17 protein-coding genes and 2 tRNA genes are annotated in these 19433 nt (G+C 73.1%); 7 read left to right on the top strand and 12 right to left on the bottom strand.

Features of this window, described 5'->3' with window-relative positions:
* Positions 1-48 precede the first annotated feature (48 nt).
* Both ACFXDJ_RS02015 and ACFXDJ_RS02010 read left to right on the top strand, forming a co-directional pair.
* The gene (locus ACFXDJ_RS02015) at positions 49-840 is read left to right on the top strand and encodes a hypothetical protein (protein ID WP_384649742.1); all 792 of its coding nucleotides are present in this window, start codon (positions 49-51) and stop codon (positions 838-840) included.
* Positions 837-1898, top strand: a complete 1062-nt coding sequence (locus tag ACFXDJ_RS02010; RefSeq protein ID WP_384847504.1) for an exonuclease SbcCD subunit D — start codon at positions 837-839, stop codon at positions 1896-1898. Before ACFXDJ_RS02015 ends, ACFXDJ_RS02010 begins: the two co-directional genes overlap by 4 nt.
* Positions 1899-1924: 26 nt before the next feature.
* Here the strand turns inward: ACFXDJ_RS02010 and ACFXDJ_RS02005 are convergent, their stop codons facing one another.
* The 8 genes from ACFXDJ_RS02005 to ACFXDJ_RS01970 all read right to left on the bottom strand — a co-directional run bounded on the left by ACFXDJ_RS02005 (position 1925) and on the right by ACFXDJ_RS01970 (position 12114).
* Positions 1925-3502, bottom strand: coding sequence for a molybdopterin-dependent oxidoreductase (locus ACFXDJ_RS02005; RefSeq protein WP_384847501.1), 1578 nt, complete (start codon positions 3500-3502; stop codon positions 1925-1927).
* An 82-nt stretch (positions 3503-3584) separates the two neighbouring features.
* Complete coding sequence (locus ACFXDJ_RS02000) at positions 3585-4349, bottom strand: anti-sigma factor domain-containing protein (protein ID WP_384654226.1); 765 nt, start codon at positions 4347-4349, stop codon at positions 3585-3587.
* Between the two features lie 82 nt (positions 4350-4431).
* Positions 4432-5007: an ECF RNA polymerase sigma factor SigK gene (gene sigK, locus ACFXDJ_RS01995; protein ID WP_384654224.1), complete on the bottom strand. Its 576-nt coding sequence runs from the start codon at positions 5005-5007 to the stop codon at positions 4432-4434.
* Between the two features lie 104 nt (positions 5008-5111).
* Positions 5112-6293 (bottom strand): oxygenase MpaB family protein, encoded by a 1182-nt coding sequence (locus ACFXDJ_RS01990; RefSeq protein WP_384654222.1) that lies wholly within the window; start codon positions 6291-6293, stop codon positions 5112-5114.
* Positions 6294-6370: 77 nt separating this feature from the next.
* Complete coding sequence (locus ACFXDJ_RS01985; RefSeq protein ID WP_384654220.1) at positions 6371-7435, bottom strand: polyprenyl synthetase family protein; 1065 nt, start codon at positions 7433-7435, stop codon at positions 6371-6373.
* Positions 7428-7712 carry a hypothetical protein gene (locus ACFXDJ_RS01980; protein WP_384654218.1) on the bottom strand — a complete coding sequence of 95 codons (285 nt, stop codon included), beginning with the start codon at positions 7710-7712 and terminating at the stop codon, positions 7428-7430. The genes ACFXDJ_RS01985 and ACFXDJ_RS01980 overlap by 8 nt, the downstream gene beginning before the upstream one ends.
* A gap of 272 nt (positions 7713-7984) precedes the next feature.
* The gene (locus tag ACFXDJ_RS01975) at positions 7985-10324 is read right to left on the bottom strand and encodes an alpha-N-acetylglucosaminidase (RefSeq protein WP_384654216.1); all 2340 of its coding nucleotides are present in this window, start codon (positions 10322-10324) and stop codon (positions 7985-7987) included.
* A 74-nt stretch (positions 10325-10398) separates the two neighbouring features.
* Positions 10399-12114, bottom strand: coding sequence for a ricin-type beta-trefoil lectin domain protein (locus ACFXDJ_RS01970; RefSeq protein ID WP_384654214.1), 1716 nt, complete (start codon positions 12112-12114; stop codon positions 10399-10401).
* Positions 12115-12351: 237 nt separating this feature from the next.
* Between ACFXDJ_RS01970 and ACFXDJ_RS01965 the strand changes: the two genes are divergently transcribed.
* Together ACFXDJ_RS01965 and ACFXDJ_RS01960 are read left to right on the top strand one after the other, a co-directional pair.
* On the top strand, positions 12352-12996 hold the full coding sequence (locus tag ACFXDJ_RS01965) for a TetR/AcrR family transcriptional regulator C-terminal domain-containing protein (protein WP_384654212.1): 645 nt from the start codon (positions 12352-12354) through the stop codon (positions 12994-12996).
* A gap of 62 nt (positions 12997-13058) precedes the next feature.
* On the top strand, positions 13059-14009 hold the full coding sequence (locus ACFXDJ_RS01960; RefSeq protein ID WP_384847497.1) for a serine/threonine dehydratase: 951 nt from the start codon (positions 13059-13061) through the stop codon (positions 14007-14009).
* 111 nt (positions 14010-14120) lie between these two features.
* Here the strand turns inward: ACFXDJ_RS01960 and ACFXDJ_RS01955 are convergent, their stop codons facing one another.
* On the bottom strand, positions 14121-14570 hold the full coding sequence (locus tag ACFXDJ_RS01955; RefSeq protein WP_384654208.1) for a universal stress protein: 450 nt from the start codon (positions 14568-14570) through the stop codon (positions 14121-14123).
* 201 nt (positions 14571-14771) lie between these two features.
* On the opposite strand from ACFXDJ_RS01955, the gene ACFXDJ_RS01950 reads away from it, so the two are divergent.
* Positions 14772-15128 (top strand): hypothetical protein, encoded by a 357-nt coding sequence (locus ACFXDJ_RS01950; protein ID WP_384654206.1) that lies wholly within the window; start codon positions 14772-14774, stop codon positions 15126-15128.
* 66 nt (positions 15129-15194) lie between these two features.
* Positions 15195-15497 (top strand): putative quinol monooxygenase, encoded by a 303-nt coding sequence (locus tag ACFXDJ_RS01945; RefSeq protein ID WP_384654204.1) that lies wholly within the window; start codon positions 15195-15197, stop codon positions 15495-15497.
* Between the two features lie 9 nt (positions 15498-15506).
* Here ACFXDJ_RS01945 and ACFXDJ_RS01940 read toward each other — a convergent pair whose 3' ends face one another.
* The 3 genes from ACFXDJ_RS01940 to ACFXDJ_RS01930 form a co-directional block, all read right to left on the bottom strand.
* Complete coding sequence (locus ACFXDJ_RS01940) at positions 15507-17441, bottom strand: hypothetical protein (protein WP_384654202.1); 1935 nt, start codon at positions 17439-17441, stop codon at positions 15507-15509.
* Positions 17442-17443: 2 nt separating this feature from the next.
* Positions 17444-17516, bottom strand: a tRNA-Cys gene (locus ACFXDJ_RS01935).
* Between the two features lie 86 nt (positions 17517-17602).
* A tRNA-Trp gene (locus tag ACFXDJ_RS01930) sits at positions 17603-17676 on the bottom strand.
* Between the two features lie 388 nt (positions 17677-18064).
* Here ACFXDJ_RS01930 and ACFXDJ_RS01925 point away from each other — a divergent pair.
* Entirely contained in the window at positions 18065-19402 is a 1338-nt protein-coding gene (locus ACFXDJ_RS01925) for an ABC transporter substrate-binding protein (RefSeq protein WP_384654200.1), read from the top strand.
* Positions 19403-19433: the final 31 nt, after the last annotated feature.

Here is a 19433-nt window from a genome sequence, read left to right as displayed (position 1 = left end):
ACTCCGAAAGCAACGAAACGCCGGATTCGCACCGGACCGCGGGCCAGGATGTCGCCCGCCTCCTCGGCGCGCGCGGTCTACCAGGTCAAGCTCCTGCTCGACCCCGACCGGGTACTGGACGCCGACGGTCGGCCCACGGAGGCCGCGGCCGCCGCGCTCTCCCTCGGCGCGCCCGGCCGGGTCGAGGTGGCCCAGTACGTGGACGACGCCGGGCAGAGCCTGAACGGTCAGGGCTGGATCGTCCGCATCCGCCGCCACGACGACGAGAACCGGATCCGGCTCGCCTACAAGGCCCGCTTCGAGATCGACGGCGACGGCGCCGAGCCGGCGGCCGTGCGACGGGTGATGGACCGGGCGAACGGTCACAACTTCGGCGTCGGCGACTGCAATTACAGCGTTCAGGTGAATCTGAGCCACACCCGCGCCACCCTCGACTTCACCAACAAGAAGTGCCGTCCGGTGCCGGGTCTGGCCCCCGGCGAGCTCCCCGGCCTCGACGCCTCCCGCGCCCTCGTTCTGGACCGGCTCCCCGGAAAACTCGCCAAGTGGGGTGCGAAACCGGTCGGTTGGGCGGAGTCCGTCACCGCTTCATCCCGTCTCCACGGTCCGGTAAGGCAGGCCAACTATCCTGGCCGCATGCTCGATCACGCGATGGAGACACAAGTCAGCCGACTGCGGTCCGCGTCCGGGGAGCTGACCTGGTTCACCGAGATCACGGCCAAGGCGCGCACCCTGCGGGAAGCCGCCGAGCTGCGCTCCGACCTGATGGGCAAGCTCCGGGCCGAGGGCTGGCTCCTGGAGCGGGACGCCTTCAAGACCGACCTCATCCTGGGCCGGTGAAGGTGTCCGCGCCCGGCCCGATACCCGCGCCCGGCCCGATACCCGCGCCTGGTCCGATACCCGCGCCCGGCCCGATACGCGTGGCCCACCTGGCCGACCTGCACATAGGGTCCGCCCTGCGCGGGCTGGCGGACTACCCCGGGGCGCCCGCGATAGACCCGCACGAGGCCCCGTACGAGGCCCTGCGCGCGGCCGTGCTCCGGATCACCGGGGGTGGCTACCACGGGGTGCTCATCGCCGGAGACGTCTTCGACCGGCGCCACACCGACGCCCGGGCGCTGGCCGCCTGCCAGGACGCGCTCGGCGCCTTCCACGACGCGGGCCTGCGCACGGTGGTGGTCTCGGGCAACCACGACGCGGAGACCCCGCTGCCGCACAAGCTGCACCTCCCGCCGTCCGTGCGCTGGCTCGGCTCCGACGCCCCCGAGTCCGTGTCCTGGACCGGCCTCGGCATCACCGTCCACGGCCAGTCGGTGGCGGACCCCGACGAGCGGCGCGACCTCGCCGCCGGATATCCGCGCCGGGTCCCGGGCACCGTGAACATAGGCCTGCTGCACACCAGCCTGAACGGGGCCTGGAGCCGCCGGATCTGCGCGCCGACCGCGCCGGAGACCCTGGAGCGGGCCGGCTACGACTACTGGGCGCTCGGCCACGTCCACCACCGGGTGATCCCGGACACGGGCGTGTTCGCGGTCTACCCGGGCAACTCCCACGCCCGGGGCCCCGGCGAGCCGGGCGGCCGCGGGTTCACCGAGCTGCTGATCGGGGGCGACGGCGGCGACGCGGGGGACACCGCGGGCACCCGCCGCATCGAGATCCGGCAGGTGGACACCGCGCCGGTGCGCTACGAGACCCTGCACCTCCCGGACGCGGATCCGGACACGGAGGCCGTCGAGGCCGGCCTGCGGGCCCGGTTCGCTGCAGTCCCGGAGCCGCCCGCCGGCGGCGCCGTCGTCTGGACGCTCAGCGCCGCCACGCCTCCGGGCCTGCTCCGGACCGCCCGCGCACTGGCGGGCCCGGCCGCCATGGTCTGCCCCGCGCAGGAGCAAGCGCTGTAGCGGTTACCGCCTACCGCCTATACCGCCTACCGCCTCGACACCGACACGGACACCGAGTGCCACCCGGTCGCCCCGTCGGGGACGGGTCCCACGCGTTCCCCCGTCTGTACGGCGCCCGTGCGGTCCGTGGCCCGGACCTCCAGGGTGTGCGGGCCGGGAGCCGCATCCCACGGCCACACCCACTGACGCCACGTGTCGTCCCCGTCCGGGTCCCCGAGCCGGGCCTCGTGCCAGGGGCCCGCGTCCACCCGTACCTCGACCCGCGCGATGCCCCGGTGCTGCGCCCACGCCACCCCGGCCACCGCGACGCGGCCCGCGGAGAGCTCGGCGAAGGGGCGCGGGGTGTCGATGCGCGACTGGGTCTTGACCGGGGCCCGGGCGGCCCACGAGCGGCGCACCCAGTACGCGTCGTACGCGGCGAAGGTGGTCAGCCGCAGCTCCCGCAGCCACTTGCACGCCGAGACGTACCCGTACAGGCCCGGCACGACCATGCGTACGGGGAAACCGTGCTGGAAGGGGAGCGGCTCGCCGTTCATCCCGACGGCCAGCAGCGCGTCCCGGCCGTCCATCACGGCCTCGACAGGGGTGCCGAGAGTCATCCCGTCCACCGAACGCGCCACGAGCTGGTCGGCCGGACCGCCCTGAGAGGGCGGCCGGACCCCGGCCTCGCGCAACAGATCGGCGAGGCGCACGCCGAGCCAGCGGGCGTTGCCCGCGTACGGGCCGCCGACCTCGTTGGACACGCACGTGAGGGTGATGTCGTGCTCGACCAGCGGACGGGCGAGCAGCTCCCGAAGACCGAGGGTGAGGGGCCTGGCGACTCCGTCCCCATGGATGCGGAGCCGCCAGGTGTCCGCGTCCACGCGCGGGACGACCAGGGCGGTGTCCACGCGGTAGAAGTCCTTGTCCGGGGTGACGAAGCGGGAGATCCCGGGGATCCGCAGATCCGCCCCGGCGGGTACCGGCGGCGCCGGTACGGTGGGTGCGGGCAGGACGAAGTCGGCCCGGGAGGCCGTGGCCCCCGCCGAGCCGTAGGCGCCGAGCCGGCGGCCGGCGTAGCCGACTCCGGCCGAGAGGGCCACGGTGGCGATGACGAGGCGGCCGAAGCCCCGCCGGTCCAGGCCGCCCGAAGCGGATCCGGGAGCCGGCCGCCGCAAGGCGGTGACCAGCAGGTACAGCGCTGCCGCGGCGGCGGTCCCGCCCGCCAGGGAGGGCAGCACGTCCTTCCAGGTCGCCTCCGGGCGGCTGAGCGCGGCCGCCGCCCCGACCGCCCCGAAGGCGGCCGCGAGCGCGATGCCCGCGGGCAGGTGCCGTACGGCGAGCAGCCCGGCCGCCATCGCGATCGCGGCCAGCGCAGCGATGATCCCGAGAGCGAGGACCAGCTTGTCGTTGGTCCCGAACTGGCGGACCGCCCACTCCTTGAGGGCGACGGGGGTCCGGTCCACCACGGCCCCGCCGACGGCGGTGACCGGGGAAGCCTCGGGCCGGACGGCTGCTGCGGCCAGCTCCGCCAGGGCCAGTCCGGCGAATGCGGCGACCAGTCCGCTGAGGGCGCCGAGCCAGTACCGCCTCGGACGTCCCGGGTCTGTCTTCACGTGGATCATTCGGAACCACCGCCTGACCGGTTTGGTCTGATTCCTTCTGCGTTGCTTCTATGTCGCTGTTCCTTGTATGCCGCTGTTCCTTCTACGCCGCTCCGCGCGCCGGGAGCGCCAGCAGCATCAGCGGCCGCGTCGTCGGAGCCGCCGATCCGCCCGCCGGTTCCAGGGTGACCCCGACCCCGGTGGCCGCGCCGACCGCGCCGGCCAGCAGCGCCGGAGCGCCCGGCCGGGCCGGATCCAGCAGCCCCGCCGGGCGCATGGAGCCCGCCGGGTCGGCGAACCACATCTGGTAGACCCGCCCGGTCGGTGGCGCCGGCATCCCGGAGGCCACGAACACCGCCCGGTCCCGGCCCCGGGAGAGGACCACCGTGGCCGTCGCGCCATCGGCCGCGCGGCCGCTGACCAGCCGGGCGTCGGGGGCCGTCAGCACCTCGGCCAGCGCCGCGGCGCCGGCCTCCGCCCGGTGTGCGGACTGCCGGGCGTCGTCGGCCCGCTGGTACTGCCAGGCCGCGACCCCGCCGAGCCCGGCCGCAGCCGCGAGGCAGGCCGCCAGGGCCCAGCGCAGCCAGGGGCGGTGTGCGGGGGGCCTCACCGTCGCGGCGGGGGTCGGGTGCTCCGCCGTCCCGGGCTCGGGGGTCCCCTCCGCGCGGATGCGGTGCAGCACCGCCTCGCGGAGCTCCGGCGGCGGCTCCACGGCGACGGCCCGGGCCAGCAGGGCCGCCGTGGCCGCGAAGTCCCGTACCTCCCGGGCGCAATCCGGACAGGACCCCAGATGTGCCTCGAAGGCGGCCCGCTCGGCCGGGGTCAGCGCGTCCAGAACGTACGCCCCGGTCTCCTCGTGCACGCTCATCCGCCGCTCACCCCGCTCTCCGGTCCGCTCGTCGATCCGCTCTCCGGTCCGCTCTCCGGTCCCCGATCCTCGTACCGCGCCCTCATGCCGACACGCCGAGACAAGTGCGCAGGCGCAGCAGGCCGTCCCGGAGCCGTGTCTTCACGGTACCGAGCGGCACCGACAACGTCTGCGCCACCTCGCTGCACGTCAGTCCCCGGTAGTAGGCCAGGCTCACCGACTGGCGCTGGATCTCGGTCAGCGAGGACAGGCAGCGCCGGACCCGTTCCCGCTCCTCGTGGTCCATCGCCGCCTCGCTCACCTCGTCGAACTCCGGCAGCGCCGCGTCCAGCCGGGCCGCCCGGCGTTCCCGGTCGACCGAGGCCTGCACGGACCGGACCCGGTCCACCGCACGGCGGTGGGCCATCGTCAGCACCCAGGCGCGCACCGTGCCCCGATCGGCGCGGTAGCGCCCGGCGGTGCGCCACACCTCGACCAGCACCTCCTGGGCCACCTCCTCCGCCTGGGCGCGGTCGCGCAATACGGCGTGCGCCACCCCCAGTACGGACCCGCTCACCGCCTCGTACACGGAGACGAACGCCGCCTCGTCCCCCTCGGCGACCCGGCCGAGCAGGACGGACAGGCGCTCGCTCTCCTCGGCCCGTGTCAGCTCATCCACGGCACCGATCCTCCGCGATCCACCGGCATTCCTCCGTAGCCGCACGCCTTGTCAGCGATTCGTAGCCGTCGCGCCACCGGATTGGCCGAAATTCCTATCAGAGTTCAATGGACGGGCGCCGGGGGCACCCACCGGCCCGGCCGCGGCGGCTTCACCCCGTAGTCGGGCTTGAGCTCCTCAGGGATCGCGTGGTGCATCACCCGGCCCCGGGTCAGCGCGGACAGTTCGAACCCGGCGAGCAGCGAGCCCGCCTTGTCCAGGGCCCACTCGGCGAGCGGACCGCTGTCCTCGATGGTCTCCAGCAACCCGATGAACACCGGGACCGCCCGCGCCGCCGTGTCCCAGGGGCCGCGCGGGATCTCCAGCCAGCCGGCGAGGGTGTCGCCGACGAGGTAGCGGATCGTCGCGGGCACCATCGGGTCGAAGAGGGTGCCGGGGACCACGTCCTCGTAGAGCCGCATCAGCTGGGCGTTGAGGTGGACGCCCTCGGGGGAGGGGCCGAGGTGGCGCGCGAGGTAGAGGTCGAGGTAGGCGCGGCATTCGGTGAGGGTCCCGGGGACCGAGGACATGTCGCAGCCCAGGATGGCGGCCACGACCCGCCACGCGTAGAAGTACGCTTCGGCGCCCTCCTCGCTCATGTGCACGCCGAGCCGGTGCATGGCGTCCAGCACCAGGAGGGAGAACATGCCGAATCCGGCGATCATGTCCTCCTGGCAGATGGGCAGTCCGTCGCGCTCCACGTCCCAGTGGCCGCCCTCGCGCAGGTGGTGGCGGACCGCCGCGTGCAGCAGGCGCACCTTCTGGGCGGCCGGGAGGAACTTGCTGCCCTGTGCGAAGGAGTCGCTCTGCATCAAGTACGTGACGAACTGGCCGGTGTTGGCCATCCGGCGCGAGGGGTACGCGAGCGAGTGCGTCGAGGAGAGCAGCCGTGCCATGCGCGGCACGGCGTACGTCACGGGCATCGCCGCGAAGGACAGGCCGGTGTTGATGTGGGCCGCGTTGTCCATGAAGAACAGCCGGGCCTGCTCCATGACACCCCAGTCGACCCAGCCCGGCGGCATGGCCGTGGCCTCGAAGTACGCGCGGGCGCTGGCCGGGAGCCGGTCGGGGAGTTCGTCCCCGGCGGTACCGAAGAACCGCATCAGGGTGTTCAGGTCACCCACCTCGCCCCGGCGCAGCAGGGTCGCGACGGTCTCGTCGGCGAGCGGGTCGCCCTGGGTGCTCAGGGCGTCGAGCGCGGCCTCGTCGTAACGGGCGCGCGAAGTGGTGGTGTCGGCCGTGTTCACGTCTGGGTCGTCCCTCTTCGTGTCGCGGTGGCGGTGGCGGTCGTGGGCTACGGCATCGGCTACGGCAACGGGTGCCTCTAGTGCGACCGGTCGGCGGCCGTGCCCGCCAGCTCGCGCAGCGCGGAGCGCGCCTCGGCGGGCATCGGTACGGTGTCCAGCGCGGCGCAGGCATGGTCGATCCGCCCCCGGATCATGGACTCGACCCGTTCCCGCGCCCCGGAGGAATCCATCAACTCCCTTACCGAGTCGGCCTCGTCCGGTCGCAGGTCCGGGTTGCCGACCAGCTTCGCGAGCAGTGCCCGGTCATCCGGTCCGGCGGCTTCCAGGGTCAGCGCGAGCAGCGCGGTGGGTTTGCCGTCGCGCAGGTCGTCGGAGTTGGACTTGCCCGTCCTGGCCGGGTCGCCGAAGGTCCCGAGCAGGTCGTCGCGGAGCTGGAAGGCCTCGCCGAGCGGGAGCCCGTAGGAGGAGAAGGCCTCGAAGAGCGCGCGGGGCGCGCCTGCGAGGGTGGCGCCGAGCTGGAGCGGCCGTTCCACCGTGTACTTGGCCGTCTTGAAGCGGCAGATCTCCAGGGATTCGGCGACCCGTGGCTCCCTCGCGGGACCGGCGGTGCGCAGCACCTCCAGGAACTCGCCCGCCATCGTCTCGCGCAGCAGGGTGGTCCAGAGCGGGGCGGTGCGTGCGAGGTAGGCCCCGGGGAGGCCGCAGGAGGCGAAGACGTGTCCGGCGTAGCCCATCAGCAGGTCGCCCAGGATCAGCGCGAGCGCGGTGGGGCGCTGCCCGGCGGCGGCGAACGCGGCGTGCGCGGTGAGCTGCCCGTGCCGCATCCGGCTGTCGTCGATGATGTCGTCGTGGGTGCAGGCAGCCGCGTGCACCAGCTCCATCGCGGCGGCGGCCCGCACCACCCCCTCGCAGTCGGGCTGACCCGCCGCCCGCCAGCCCCAGTACAGGAACGCGGCGCGCAGCCGCTTCCCGCGTGCCAGCGAACGGCGCAACTGCTCGGAGAGCGGCGACAGTTCGGCGTGGAGACCGAGCAGGGCCCGCTCCTCCTCGTCCACCAGGCCGGTCAGCACCTCGTCCACGCGGGCCTTGAAGCCCGCGTGATCGTGGCCCTTGGTGCCGCCCGGGGCGGCGTGGTCAGGCACGGGGATGGCCGGCCCTCTCGGCGGCCCGGCGGGCCATGGTTTCGAGGTAGTTGTCCATGCCCGGCGCGCCCGCCCGGCGGGTGGCGATCTCCCCGCGCTTGCGCAGCTCCACCACCCCGTCGGTGATCAGCTCCCGCAGGTCGGAGCGGCGCAGTACGTCCTGCGCCCGGTCCGCGGACTGGCGTAACTGGTCGATGGCGAGATCGGCGGCTCCGGCGGCGAGGAGCGTCAGCAGCTCCAGCGTCGCGGAGGGCCGGTCCGGGTCGGTCTCGGACATGGCTGGCGTCCTTCCGGCGGGGGCGGCATCGGAAGGGGCGGCCACCGGATCGCTCCGGCGGCCGCCCCTGATCAACTTCCGTGCCAGTCAACCCAGTACCCGGCCCGCCCGGCGAGCCGGCGGGGCGGTTTTCCCTCGCGAGGGTGGGAAGGTTCCCACGGGAGGGTGAGGGTCACGGTTTCACGGCTCGCCGCCGGGCGCGGTGCGCTAAGCCGCCGTGGGGTGGGCCGCCGACGGGTGGGGCGCCGCGGCGTGAGCCGCCTTGCCGTGGGTCATTTGACGGCGGGCAGGCTGGCCGCGATCGCGGCGGCCAGCGCGTACGGATCGCCGCTGGGCCGGTCCGCGTGGCGGGTGGTGAGCCGCGCCCACCGCTCTTCGAAGGAGTGCCAGTTGATCGCACTCGGCGCCGCCCGCCGTACCAGGGCGTCCTCCAGCGATGCGAAGTAGGAGGACCACCGGCGCGCGTACAACTCCGATACCAGGCCGCTCCATTCGCGGTTCGCGTAGTCGTGCAGGAAGCCGCCTTCGCTGGTGCTCCGCCGGCCCCACACGCTCAGGATCGAGCGGGCGTCGTATTCGTACCGGTCCTGCTCGGCGCGGTCCGTCCCGTGCGCGCGGGCCGCCGACAGCCAGGGGCCGAGCAGGAAGTTCGGATCGGAGCCGACCAGTTCGTCCAACTGCTTCTCCCGGTGCGCCCATTCGGCGGTCAGCTCGCGGAACAGGGCCAGGTCCTTGGCCTCGTAGGCCGCCTTGATGCGCGGCAGCAGGACCCTTGAGTGGTTGGCCAGGGCCTGCCGTGCGGTGTCGACCAGGTCGAAGCGGTAGGCGCTGGAGCCGCGCAGTCGCGGAGCCACCTTGAGCAGGTGGTCCAGGGCCCGGCGCACCGAACCGGCCGGATAGCGCATGGACTTGGGACTCCAGTAGGCCGCCCCCACTGCCGTCAGGCTCGGCCGGGCCGAGAACAGGCTGTCCTGGGACTCCGACCACAGCCCCGAAGAGGTGCTGTACGGGCCCTTCCGCAGCTCCTCCCACGCCGCCGCGGCCTCCGCGTCCGGGTGGCCGTAGCGCCGGTCCGCGAACTCGGCGAACCACTTCCGCTGGTCCACCGGGCCCGGCTCCCACGCCAGGTCCGTGAAGAGGTCGAAGGCCGCCGGGTTGGTTCCGGTGGCCTCCGGGAGGTAGGCGGTGCCGGTCAGCGCGCTGTCGCTCTTCGCGCGCCAGGCCTTGAACCGGTCGATCCAGACCGAGGTGTTCGCGCCGGTCGTCGTATGCCCGCCGAAGTTGTAGATCGTGCCCATCGCGTACGGGGCGCCGCCCCAACGGGCCTCCCGGTCGAGGCGGTTGTACCGGTCGGACAGCCCGTCCAGGATCAGCAGCTTCGAGGTGTCCACCCCGGCGAGGAGTTCCTTGGTCGGATCGTCCTGCCAGCCCAGCACCGCCCATAGCGCTCCCGGATGGGCCGCCCACAGGGCCTGCTGCACTGCCCCGGCGGCCGCCTTCACGTCGACCGGTCCGGTCTGCCCGCCCTCGTGCAGCGGGCTCATCCGGTACATCGCGCTGTCCCCGAACACCGCCCGCTGCTCGGCGTAGTAGTCGGCGGCCAGCTTCGCGAAGACCGGGGAGGACGGGTCCAGCCAGTCCGGCCGGTCGAAGCCCGCCCAGTCGCCCTGCGGCACCGTCACCGCGCCCGCGTTGCGCGCGGCGAAGCCCGGCGGCACCGTTCCGAAGTAGCCCGGCAGCACCGGGGTCATACCGAGACCGCGCAGCTGCTCGGCGATCCGGCCCCCCAGCTCGGCCCGCCCCCGCATCAGCTGCTCGGTGACCGGGCCGCCGAAGCCGCTCAGGTTCTGCAGCAGCCACCAGCTCTGGTGGCCGGGGCCCGGGATCCACTCCCGCAGCTCCTCGGCCGTGTAGCCGAAGCGCTGGAGCGCCCGGTAGTACGGGTATTCGGCGCCGGCCTGGACGAACACCTCGTTGACGCCGTGCAGGGCGAGCAGGTCGATCTGGCGCTGGTGCTGCTCGAAGGTGCGGTACGGGCCCGAGTACCCGTCGTCGGTGTCGTTGAGCGCGTACCGGTGCGGTACCTGCGCGCTCCGGGTAACGGGGGCGGGCACCGCGGGCAGTTCGTCCGGCAGCATGCCGATGCTGTCGCCGGGCCAGCCGATGTCCGCTCCGGCGACGTGCTGGAGGTACCAGCCGACCCCGGTCAGCAGCGTGGCTCCGGTGGAACCCCGGACGGTGATCGCGCCGGCGGTCCCGGACACGGTGAAGGTGTCGGCCCCGGCGCGGCCATTCCCGGTGGACGCAGTGGGGTCGGGCACCAGAGTGAACTGCCGGGCGTGCCGCGGCAGCAGCCGCTCCAGGGCGGCCCGTGCCGGGGCGGCGTCGAAGGCCCGCGGCCGGGACGCCGCCGGCGCGTGGCCCCGTACGGCATACGGCGCGGACGCCGGTGCCAGCGCCGGTGCCAGCGCCGGTGCCGGGGCCGCCGGGGCGGTGGCTCCGGGGGCGGCACCGGCGACCGCCAGGGTGAGCAGGGCTGCGGGCAGCGCGGCCAGGGTGACCCGGCGGCGTGCCCGCCCGGGCAGGCCGGGCCGGGGGATCGGGACGGACATGCGCGACGTCCTCGTCTGGGTGGTTGCTTCGGGAGGTTCGGGATCCGCGGTCTGCTCGCTCATGCGCGCGGCCCTCAGACCGGCAGGGCCCAGGCCTGGTCGACCCGGTGGTCGCCGCAGGCGGCCAGCCGCAGCCGCTCGGCGGGGGTGCCGGGATCGGCCGGGGCGGCCGCGGGGGCGGGGGCCGTCAGGCAGAGCCCGCTCGCGTCCTCGACCAGGGTTCCGTCGCGGCGGGGCGTCCAGCTCTGCCCCGGCTCGCGCCGGCGGTCGGTGGAGGCGCAGCGGGCCAGCTCCACGAGGCCGTCCTCGCCCGCGGACAGGCAGTCGGCCGCCAGGCGCAGGCTGCCGTCCCGGCCCACGGTCCAGCGCTGGTCGGGAGCGCCCGTGCAGGCACCCATCACCACGGCGCCGACACCGGTGGTGTTCGCCCCGTCGGCGCAGGCGGCTCCCTGGCCGGAACCCTGGCCGGCGATCTGCCCGGTGGGCACGGCCGGGGCGCAGCCGCCCTGCGGGGTCAGCCGCCAGACGGCCGTGTCGTGTGCGGCCAGCTTCCCGGTCAACGCGTCCGAGACCTTGCGGAGTTCCCCGTTCCACAGGTTCTTCGCGGTGGCGGTGCAGGAGGCCAGCCCGATCTCGTCGAGCGGGACGCGGATGTCGCGGACGCCGCCGGACCGGTTGAGGACGGCCACGGCGCGGTCCCCGCCGGCGAGCGGGCGCACGAGGATGTCGAAGGTGGCGTTGGAGGAGACCACCGAGGCCTGACGGCCCATCGGGTCCTGGTCCAGCGCGATCAGGTCGGTGTTGCCGAGGGCGGCGAGCCCGTCCGCGCCGATCTCGGAGACCTGGGAGGAGAGGATGAACGGCGCGGCCATCATGGCCCACAGGCCGACCTGGCTGCGGCTCTCCGCCGCGGTGAGCCCGGGGGCGCCGGCGATCAGGAAGTCGGGGTCGTTCCAGTTGCCGGGGCCCGCGTACCGGCCGAGCCAGCGGTTGTACCCGTAGTTGCCCAAGACCGAGCTCCACCGGGAGGTGTCCGGCGCGGAGGGCTTGTACACCTTGATGTCGCGGCCCTCGCGCCACAGCTGACCGGTCTCGCCGACCCAGTCGATCACCTTGTGCCAGTCGGAGCCGCCCCATTCGCCCTGCTGGAAGTACGCGGGCGCGGAGGCGGACAGCACCATGCTCCGGCCGCTGTCGCGCAGCGCCCCGGCGACGGAGTTGTAGGCGTCCCGGTAGGCCTGCTCCTTGGTCCTGCCCTCGGGCACCCACAGGTTGCAGCCGTCCATCTTGACGTAGTCGACCCCCCAGGAGGCGAACTGCCGGACGTCGCGGGCGTAGTGGTCCGGCCCGCCGCCCTCGGGGGAGCCGCTGCCGGGGTAGCGCTCGCAGGTGAGGTGGCCGACGTCCTCGTAGATGCCGAACTTCAGCTTCCTGGCGTGCAGGTAGTCGCCCAGCCAGGCCATGCCGTGCGGGAACTTCACCCTGTCCACGGCGAGATCGCCCTTCGCGTCGCGGCTCCTGGCCATCCAGCAGTCGTCGACGGTGACCGTGTCGTAGCCCTTGGCGGCGAGGCCGGTGGAGACGAGCGCGTTCGCGTTCGCCACGACCTTGGCCTCGTTGATGTCGCACATGTAGTGCGCCCAGTTGTTCCACCCCATGGGCGGGGTGAGCGCGAGCGGGGTGTCCGAGGTCGCGGTCGGCTCCGCCGTCGCCGGTGCGGGGGAGAGCGCGAGGGCGAGCAGGGCGGCCGCGGTCAGGCAGGGGAGCGACGCACGCAGGCGAGGCGGCACGGAGTCTCCTTGACGTGGGGGACGGTGGGGCTGTGGCGCGCTCAGTGCAGCGGTGTGACTACCCGCTGTCAACATAAGTCGAGGGTTATCGCGCGATGACCAGCAATATGGGTGTAGTCGACGTCACACGAAGGGGTTGACGCGCCGTATGTGACGGCGTATGTGACGTCATACGTGACGTCGTACGTGCCGTCGTACGTGACGCTGTATGTTCCGATGGCTGATACGGTGTATCCCATGCCGAGAAGATCAGCCGCCCTGGACCGCGCGACTCCCGAGGCGATCGCCGCCGCCGCCCTGCGGATCCTCGACGAGCAGGGCCCCGCCGCCCTCAGCTTCCGCGCCCTCGCCGACCGGCTGGACGTCTCGCACGCCACCGTCCAGCGCCGCTGCGCCGACCTCGCCGGGCTGCTCGACCTCTGTACCGAGCACCTGGCCGCCCAGCTGCCCGAGATCCCCCCGGGCACCGGCTGGGCCGAGGCCACCGAGCAGCGGTTCGGCGCCCTCTACCGGCTGCTCGCGGCCCACCCCGGGCTGCTGATCCTGCGCGGCGGGCGGCCCTGGCTCGGGCGGCAGCTGCTGGCGCGGCTGGTCGAGCCCGCGCTCGCCGACAGCGTCGCCGCCGGGATGAGCCCCGGCGAAGCGATGACCGTCTACCGCCGGATGTACCTGCTGACCCTCGGCAGCGCCGCCTTCGTCGACCACCGGGATCCGGCCGGAGCCACCGCCGCCTCGCGCGGGGCGCTGGCCGCCCTGGACCCCGCGGAGTTCCCCGTGCTCTCGGGCGGGCTGGCCGACGTACTGCCCGCCCTGACCGACCACGAGGTGTACTACGGCGCCCTGCGCCAGCTGATCGAGGCGGCCCGGCCCGCCACCGCCTGAGGATCGACGGGTCCACCCCGTCCGCCCGATCCACCCGGTCCGCCCGATGGAGGAGTGAGTTCATGGAACAGCAGCTCGACGCGGTGCCGCTCGACTACGGCGCCGTACGCGCGGCCGCCGAGCGGATCGCCGGGGCGGTACGGCCCGTCGCGGTGATACCGGCGGGCGACGGGATCTCGTACGCCCTGGAGTACCTCCAGCACACCGGCTCCTTCAAGGCTCGCGGCGCCAGGAACTTCCTCGCCGCCCACCGCGCCGCCGGGACCCTCCCCGACGCCGGGGTCACCATCGCCTCGGGCGGCAACGCCGGCCTCGCCTGCGCCTGGGCGGCCCGCGCCGAGTCCGTGCCCGCGACCGTCTTCCTGCCGGCCACCGCCCCGCGCGTGAAGGTGGAGCGGCTACGGGGCTACGGGGCCGACGTACGGCTCGTCGGCGACCGGTACACCGAAGCGCTCGACGCCTGCCGGGAGTTCGCCGCCGGGAGCGGGGCGCTGAGCAGCCACGCGTACGACCACCCGCTCATCGCTGCGGGCGCCGGAACCCTGCTCGACGAGATCCGCACCGCCCTGCCCGGCCTGGACACGGTGGTCGTCGCGGTCGGCGGCGGCGGGCTGTTCGCCGGGGTCGCCACCGCCGCGCGGGAACACGGCGTACGGGTGATCGCGGCCGAGCCGGAGAACTGCCGGGCCCTGAACGCGGCGCTCGAAGCGGGCCGGCTCGTCGACGTCTCCGTCGACTCGGTGGCCGCGGACTCGCTCGGGGCGACCAGGGTCTCCGCCGACGCGCTCGCCGCCGTACGGGAGGAGAACGCCGAGTCGGTCCTGGTCCCGGACCCGGCGATCACCGAAGCCCGGCGCGCGCTGTGGGAGGAGCACCGCATCGTGGTCGAGGCGGGCGCCGCCACCGCGCTGGCGGCGCTGCGGGTCGCTCCGCGGCGGCCGGGGGAACGCGTCGCGGTGGTGCTGTGCGGCGCGAACACCGATCCGGGCGATCTGGGGCGCGCGGCTTCCTGAGCCGACGGGCGCGACAGGCGCGACAGGCCCGACAGGCCCGGCCCGGCCCCGACAGACGGGGCGGGCCGGGGTTCTGCGTTCTGAGCCTGCGGCGAGGGGGAGTTGGGCCGCTCAGGCGGAGCCGTCCTCGCGGACCACCACGACCGTGCTCGCCGCGTACTGGACCACCTGCTGGCTCACCGAACCCAGCAGCGCGCCCTTGATGCCGCCGTAGCCGCGGGTGCCGACGACCATCAGCTCCGCCTCCTTCGAGGCGTCGACCAGCACCTGCGCGGGCGAGCCCTGCTCCACCCGGCGGAAGACCGGAACGCCCGGGGAGGTGCCGACCGCCTCGGCCACGGTGTCGGCGAGCTTCTGCCGGGCCGCCTCCTCGGCGGTGACGAGCTCGTCCTGCTCGGTGGCACTGATGCCGAAGGGATTGGTGTTCCACTCCCAGCTCATGACGGCGTGCACCCGGCCGCCGATGGCCTTGGCCTGGGCGACCCCCCAGCGCAGGGCCTGCTTGGAGTGGTTCGAACCGTCCACGCCGACGACGATCAGAGGCTCGGTGGTCTGGCTCACGGTGGTTCCTCACAGTTCGTCCGAATGATCGTTCTCATCCTGTATACACGCCTCACCCCAGCTGACCTCGAACGACGATCGTTGCGCGCAACCGCGACTTTGGAGAACAGCGTTCGCCGCCCCGTCTTGCGAGAGTCGTGGGGACAGCCCGCAGCAGTTGCGGTGGACGTATGGACGCACGGATGTACGGAGGACCAGGACGTGGCGCGACGCAATGGATGCCTGATCGGGTGCTTGGTGGCGGTGGTCCTGGGGATAGGCCTGCTCGTCCTGCTGCTCTTCGGCATCGGCAAGATCGTCGACGTGGCGGACAAGACCATGGTGGACCCCAAGGTGTACGAGGCCGTGAAGGCCGGGGACCCCGCGAGCGAGGTCCGGGCGAAGCTGCCCTCGGGCGAGACCTTCGTCAAGGAGGCCCTCAAGGAGGGCGGCCCCGCCGTGCCCGCGGGCGCCGAGTGCTCCTGGTACCTGTCGACTTCCGGTGACAGCGACACCGTCTTCCGCTTCTGCTTCAAGGACGGCAAGCTCGCCGAGAAGGCTGACTACCGCCTCAAGTAGGGCCTTTGGTCCCTGCCCGGGCCCCCGGGAGCAAGTGCGGTCAGGGCGCCGGATAGCCTCGGCCGCATGTCGCAGCCCATACAACTCGTCATCCTGATCAGCACTCTTCCGGGCCGGGGCCGGGAACAAGTCGCCGCTTTCGAGCGGCTCGCGCCGGTCGTGCGGGCCGAAGAGGGGTGCTTGCAGTACGACATGCACCAAGTGAGCGGTGAGCCCGACCGGTTCGTCCTCATCGAGCGCTGGTCCTCGAAGGAGGCGCTCGCCGCGCACGACGCCACCCCGCACATGATCGAGGCCGACGCGGCGAGCCCGGCCTTCCGGGCCGGCCCCGCCGAGGTCATCGAGCTCGCGGCCGACCCGCTGGCCTGACCGAGTCCCTCAGCCCCGTACGGCCCGCCGGGCTCCCGCCACCATCGGCGCGAGCCGGGCGGCGGTGCCGGCCGGGAGGCGGGCGGATTCGGCATCCATCCAGTCGAGTACGGCCGCCTGCCGTGCCGCGTCGCACAGTGACAGGTGGAACATCAGGTGCCGCCAGGCACGGTCGGTCTTCTTCGGGGTGGCCGACCGGCGGCGCGCGGCCTCGAACGCGCCCCGGGCGAGGGTGTCCCACCCCGTCCGCGGGGTGACGCCGACCTCGTGGACGAGGGGGGCGAGGTTGAAGGTGGTCAGGGTCATGGCCTGCTCGATCACGAACGGGTCCGAGACCAGCGGCATGGCGGTCGGCCCGAGGGCCGGCGGCCGTCCCGGCCCCGGGGGCCCCGCCCGCTCGACGCACAGCCGCCCGAAGCCCTCCCGGTCGTCGGCCTCGGCCATGTCCCGTACGGCCGCGTAGTCGATCCGGTAGTAGCGCTCGTACGGGGTCCCGTGCAGCAGCTCGGCGGCCGCCCGCGCGGCGGGCATCAACTCCCCGGTCAGGGTCCGGGTGCGGTTGTGAGCGAAGGGCTCCAGGACGAACGAGGCCTGGATCCCGGCCTGTTGGGCCAGCTCGGCCAGCTCCCGGACCAGTCGCGCACTCGGGTCGGAGCCCGGGAAGGCCTCCAGCGCGAGGAAGGCGAGCCGTCGCAGCGCCGCGTGCGCCGGTTCCCGTACGGGCGTCGGCGAGACGGCACGGATCCAGGGCAGCTCCGGGAGCCGGGCGAACTGCCGCAGGTACGGGTTGAACCGGCGGCCGCCCCGGTACAGCTCCGCCAGCAGCGTGCGCAGCGGTCCCCCGGGAACCTCGGGGTGCCAGGCGAGGGCGAGGTCGGCGCCGAGGTGGTGCGGTGCCAGCTCGGCGAGCGGCTCGGCCGAGGTGACCACACCGCGCGCCAGGAGCGTCTCCGGGGGAGCGCTGAGCGTGGCGGCGACGACCGCACGTACGGCGGGCGGCACCGCGGTTCCGGTCGTGAGCCCGGTCGTTCGCGCCTCCTCGGCGGTCACCGGGCCGAGTACCGCGTCCGGGTCGGGCAGCCCGGAGTCCGGGGCCAGCGGGGCGAGCCGGTCCCGTACCAGCGCCGCCAGTCCGTGGTGCGCGGGCCGCGCCGCCTGCCGGGCCTGGGCCAGCCGCAGCCGGGTGTGCTCGGGGGAGCCGGGGCGGCCGCGCTTGGCGACCATCGAGGCCACGCAGTGACGTAGCAACCCGCCCAGGCGGGGCGACAGTTCGCGACCCGCGACGGTTTCCGTCAGTGCGCGGAGCATGACGGCGGTGTTGGACTTGGGGTCGCGGTGCCGTCCCGTCAGGGGGTGGGCCGCCGCGAGAGCCTCGTACCGCTCCAGCAGGGCCACGCCGTCTTGCGTGTGCGTGAGACGGGCGGGGGTGTCGTCCGCAGGTGTGGCGTCCGCTTCGCGCAGCCAGTACGCGAGGAGTTCGTCCTCGAAGGGCCGCCACACGGTCAGCGCCTCGTGCTGCGCCGCGACGGCGGCGTTCGGCCGGCGGCCGGCGAGCAGCCGGGACGCCTCGCCGGCGGTCCGGACGTGCGCTGAGCCGGCTCCGGCGCCAGGGCGGTCGGTGGGGTGCGGGGTGAAGGGCATGCGGTCGGCGAACGGCTCCAGGACGGCGACCAGTTCGGCGGCCGCGTCGAGGTCCTCGGTCCACACGAGCCACGCCACGCACAGCAACGCGGCCTCCTCGGGCGCGTGGAGCTCGTACCGCCCGCTCTCCAGGAGCGACCAGAACCGGGCGAGGCCGGGTCCGGTGAGGCTGTGCTCGAAGAGGGCGCGCCGGGTCTCCGGTACGCCGGCCAGCCGGGCGGCCTCGCGCTCGTGGGGCTGGAGCAGGGTGCCGTACAGACCGTGGGTGACCCAGTCGGGTCGCTGTGTCGTGTCCTCGTTCATCGCCGGCGCGGCAGGTCCTGCCCCTGCGCCCTCCGACTGTGCAAGTCGGTGCTCTGGCTGCTGAGCTACACGCCGTGCGAGGACCCTAACCGGGCCGGGCCGGCGCCACCAAGGCCTTTCGGGGTGGCGGCCCGGCCCGCTGCGCGTCGCCTCGTCAGGTGACGGCGTGGCAGGTGCTGCCCCTGCGTCTTCCGGTTCTGGAGACCGGTGCTCTGGCTGGTTGAGCTACACGCCGTGCCGCCGAACCTATCCCGGCCGGGGTGGGTGCACCAGGGGGTAATGCGCTTTCGCTCACGGCGGGGCGCGTGCGGGCTGCTGGGTAAACCGCATTAGTGCACGTTTCCGTGGATCGTCGATAAGAAGTCAAACTCCGACGGCACGACAAGTTTGTTATCGAATCGATATCGCATGTGAGGCGCTTGGGACTAAAGCGCATCAGTGCAGTTCAGCGCCGTCTTGACGGAGCGACTTTCAGGCTGTTAGCCGCGCGCCCGTCGTAATTTCAGTACGTACGGATACCCGCCTCCCGGGACTTCGGCCACATTGACGGAATCCTCATTTCGGGTGAGTTTGAGCGCAGCGCTCCGGCGACGAGGCCGGAACTCCCCCTGAAGGCGGCGACGATGACCCGTAGGAACGTGACGCGCATGGCCATCACCACGCTCGTGGCCGGCACTTTCCTGGCGACCTCCGCATGCGGCGTGAGCGGTGGCGGCGCCGGGGATGTGAAGGAGGGGGAGAAGACCGGCAAAGTGGCCGGTCAGATCACGTTCCGCACCCTCCAGCTGAAGCCCGTGTTCACCTCGTACGTCCAGGGCGTCATCGACGCGTTCGAGGAGCGGTACCCGGACGCGAAGGTCAAGTGGGAGGACGTGCCGGGGGACGGCTACAACGAGAAGCTCGTCGCCGACGCGCAGGCCGGGGCCCTGCCCGACGTGGTCAACCTCTCCACCGACTCCTTCCAGCTCCTCGGTGACCGCGGCATGCTGGCCGACGTCGCCAGACTCGACCCCGAGATCGCCAAGGAGTACGTCCCGGGCGCCTGGGAGCAGTTCAAGCTGCCCGGCAACGGCGACGGCGTGTACGCCTACCCCTGGTACGTGACGCCGGAGATCCTCACGTACAACAAGGAGCTCTTCGAGAAGTCCGGCCTCGACCCGGCGAAGCCGCCGACCAGCGTCGAGCAGTTCTTCGACTACGCCGAGCAGATCGCCGCCAAGTCCGGCGGCCGGTACTCCGCCTTCATGGCCGACCCCAAGGGCCGGCTGCCCGGAGACTGGCAGAAGATGGGTGTGCCGATCCTGAACGAGAAACAGGACGAGTTCGTCTTCGACACCGACAAGGCCGTCGCCTGGGCCGAGCGGATGAAGGACCTGTACGACAAGGGCGCCATGCCCAAGGAGTCCCTGCTCAAGTCCGACGACATCAACCAGCTCTACGGTGGCGGCAAGATCGTCTTCGGCCCCGGATCCCCGGGCTTCGTCAGGGACATCAAGCAGAACGCCCCGCAGATCTACGGGAACACGCAGGTCGCGAACGCCGTCACCGGGAAGCTCGGCCACATCGGCATCTACGCCCAGTCGCTCGGCATCAAGAAGGACGGCAAGCACCTGGACGCGGCGACCGAGTTCGCCAAGTGGGTCACCAACGGCCCCAACCAGGTGGCGTTCTCGAAGAAGGCCACCATCTACCCGTCGAACGCCATCGGCCTGGCCGACCCGTACTTCGCCGACAAGGGCGACGGCAAGGACGCGGAGACCCTGGCCCGTGCGGTCGGTGCCGAGCAGCTGAAGAGCGCCGGGCTCGACGCCAACACTCCCGTCCAGTGGACCAATCAGGTCGGTGACGCGGTCGTGCGCGAGATGCAGAAGGCCATCAAGGGCGAGCAGGACGCCAAGACGGCGGTGAGGAAGGCCCGGGAGGAGGCCAACAAGCTGCTCGCGAAGTCGGCGCGGAAGTGACCGCGGCCCCGGCCAGGCGGGCCAAGACGGC

The sequence above is a fragment of the Streptomyces sp. NPDC059443 genome (assembly GCF_042750105.1).
Taxonomy (GTDB): domain Bacteria; phylum Actinomycetota; class Actinomycetes; order Streptomycetales; family Streptomycetaceae; genus Streptomyces.
The sequence above is the reverse complement of the archived record's forward strand: the minus strand, read 5'-3'. Positions and strand labels throughout refer to the sequence as shown.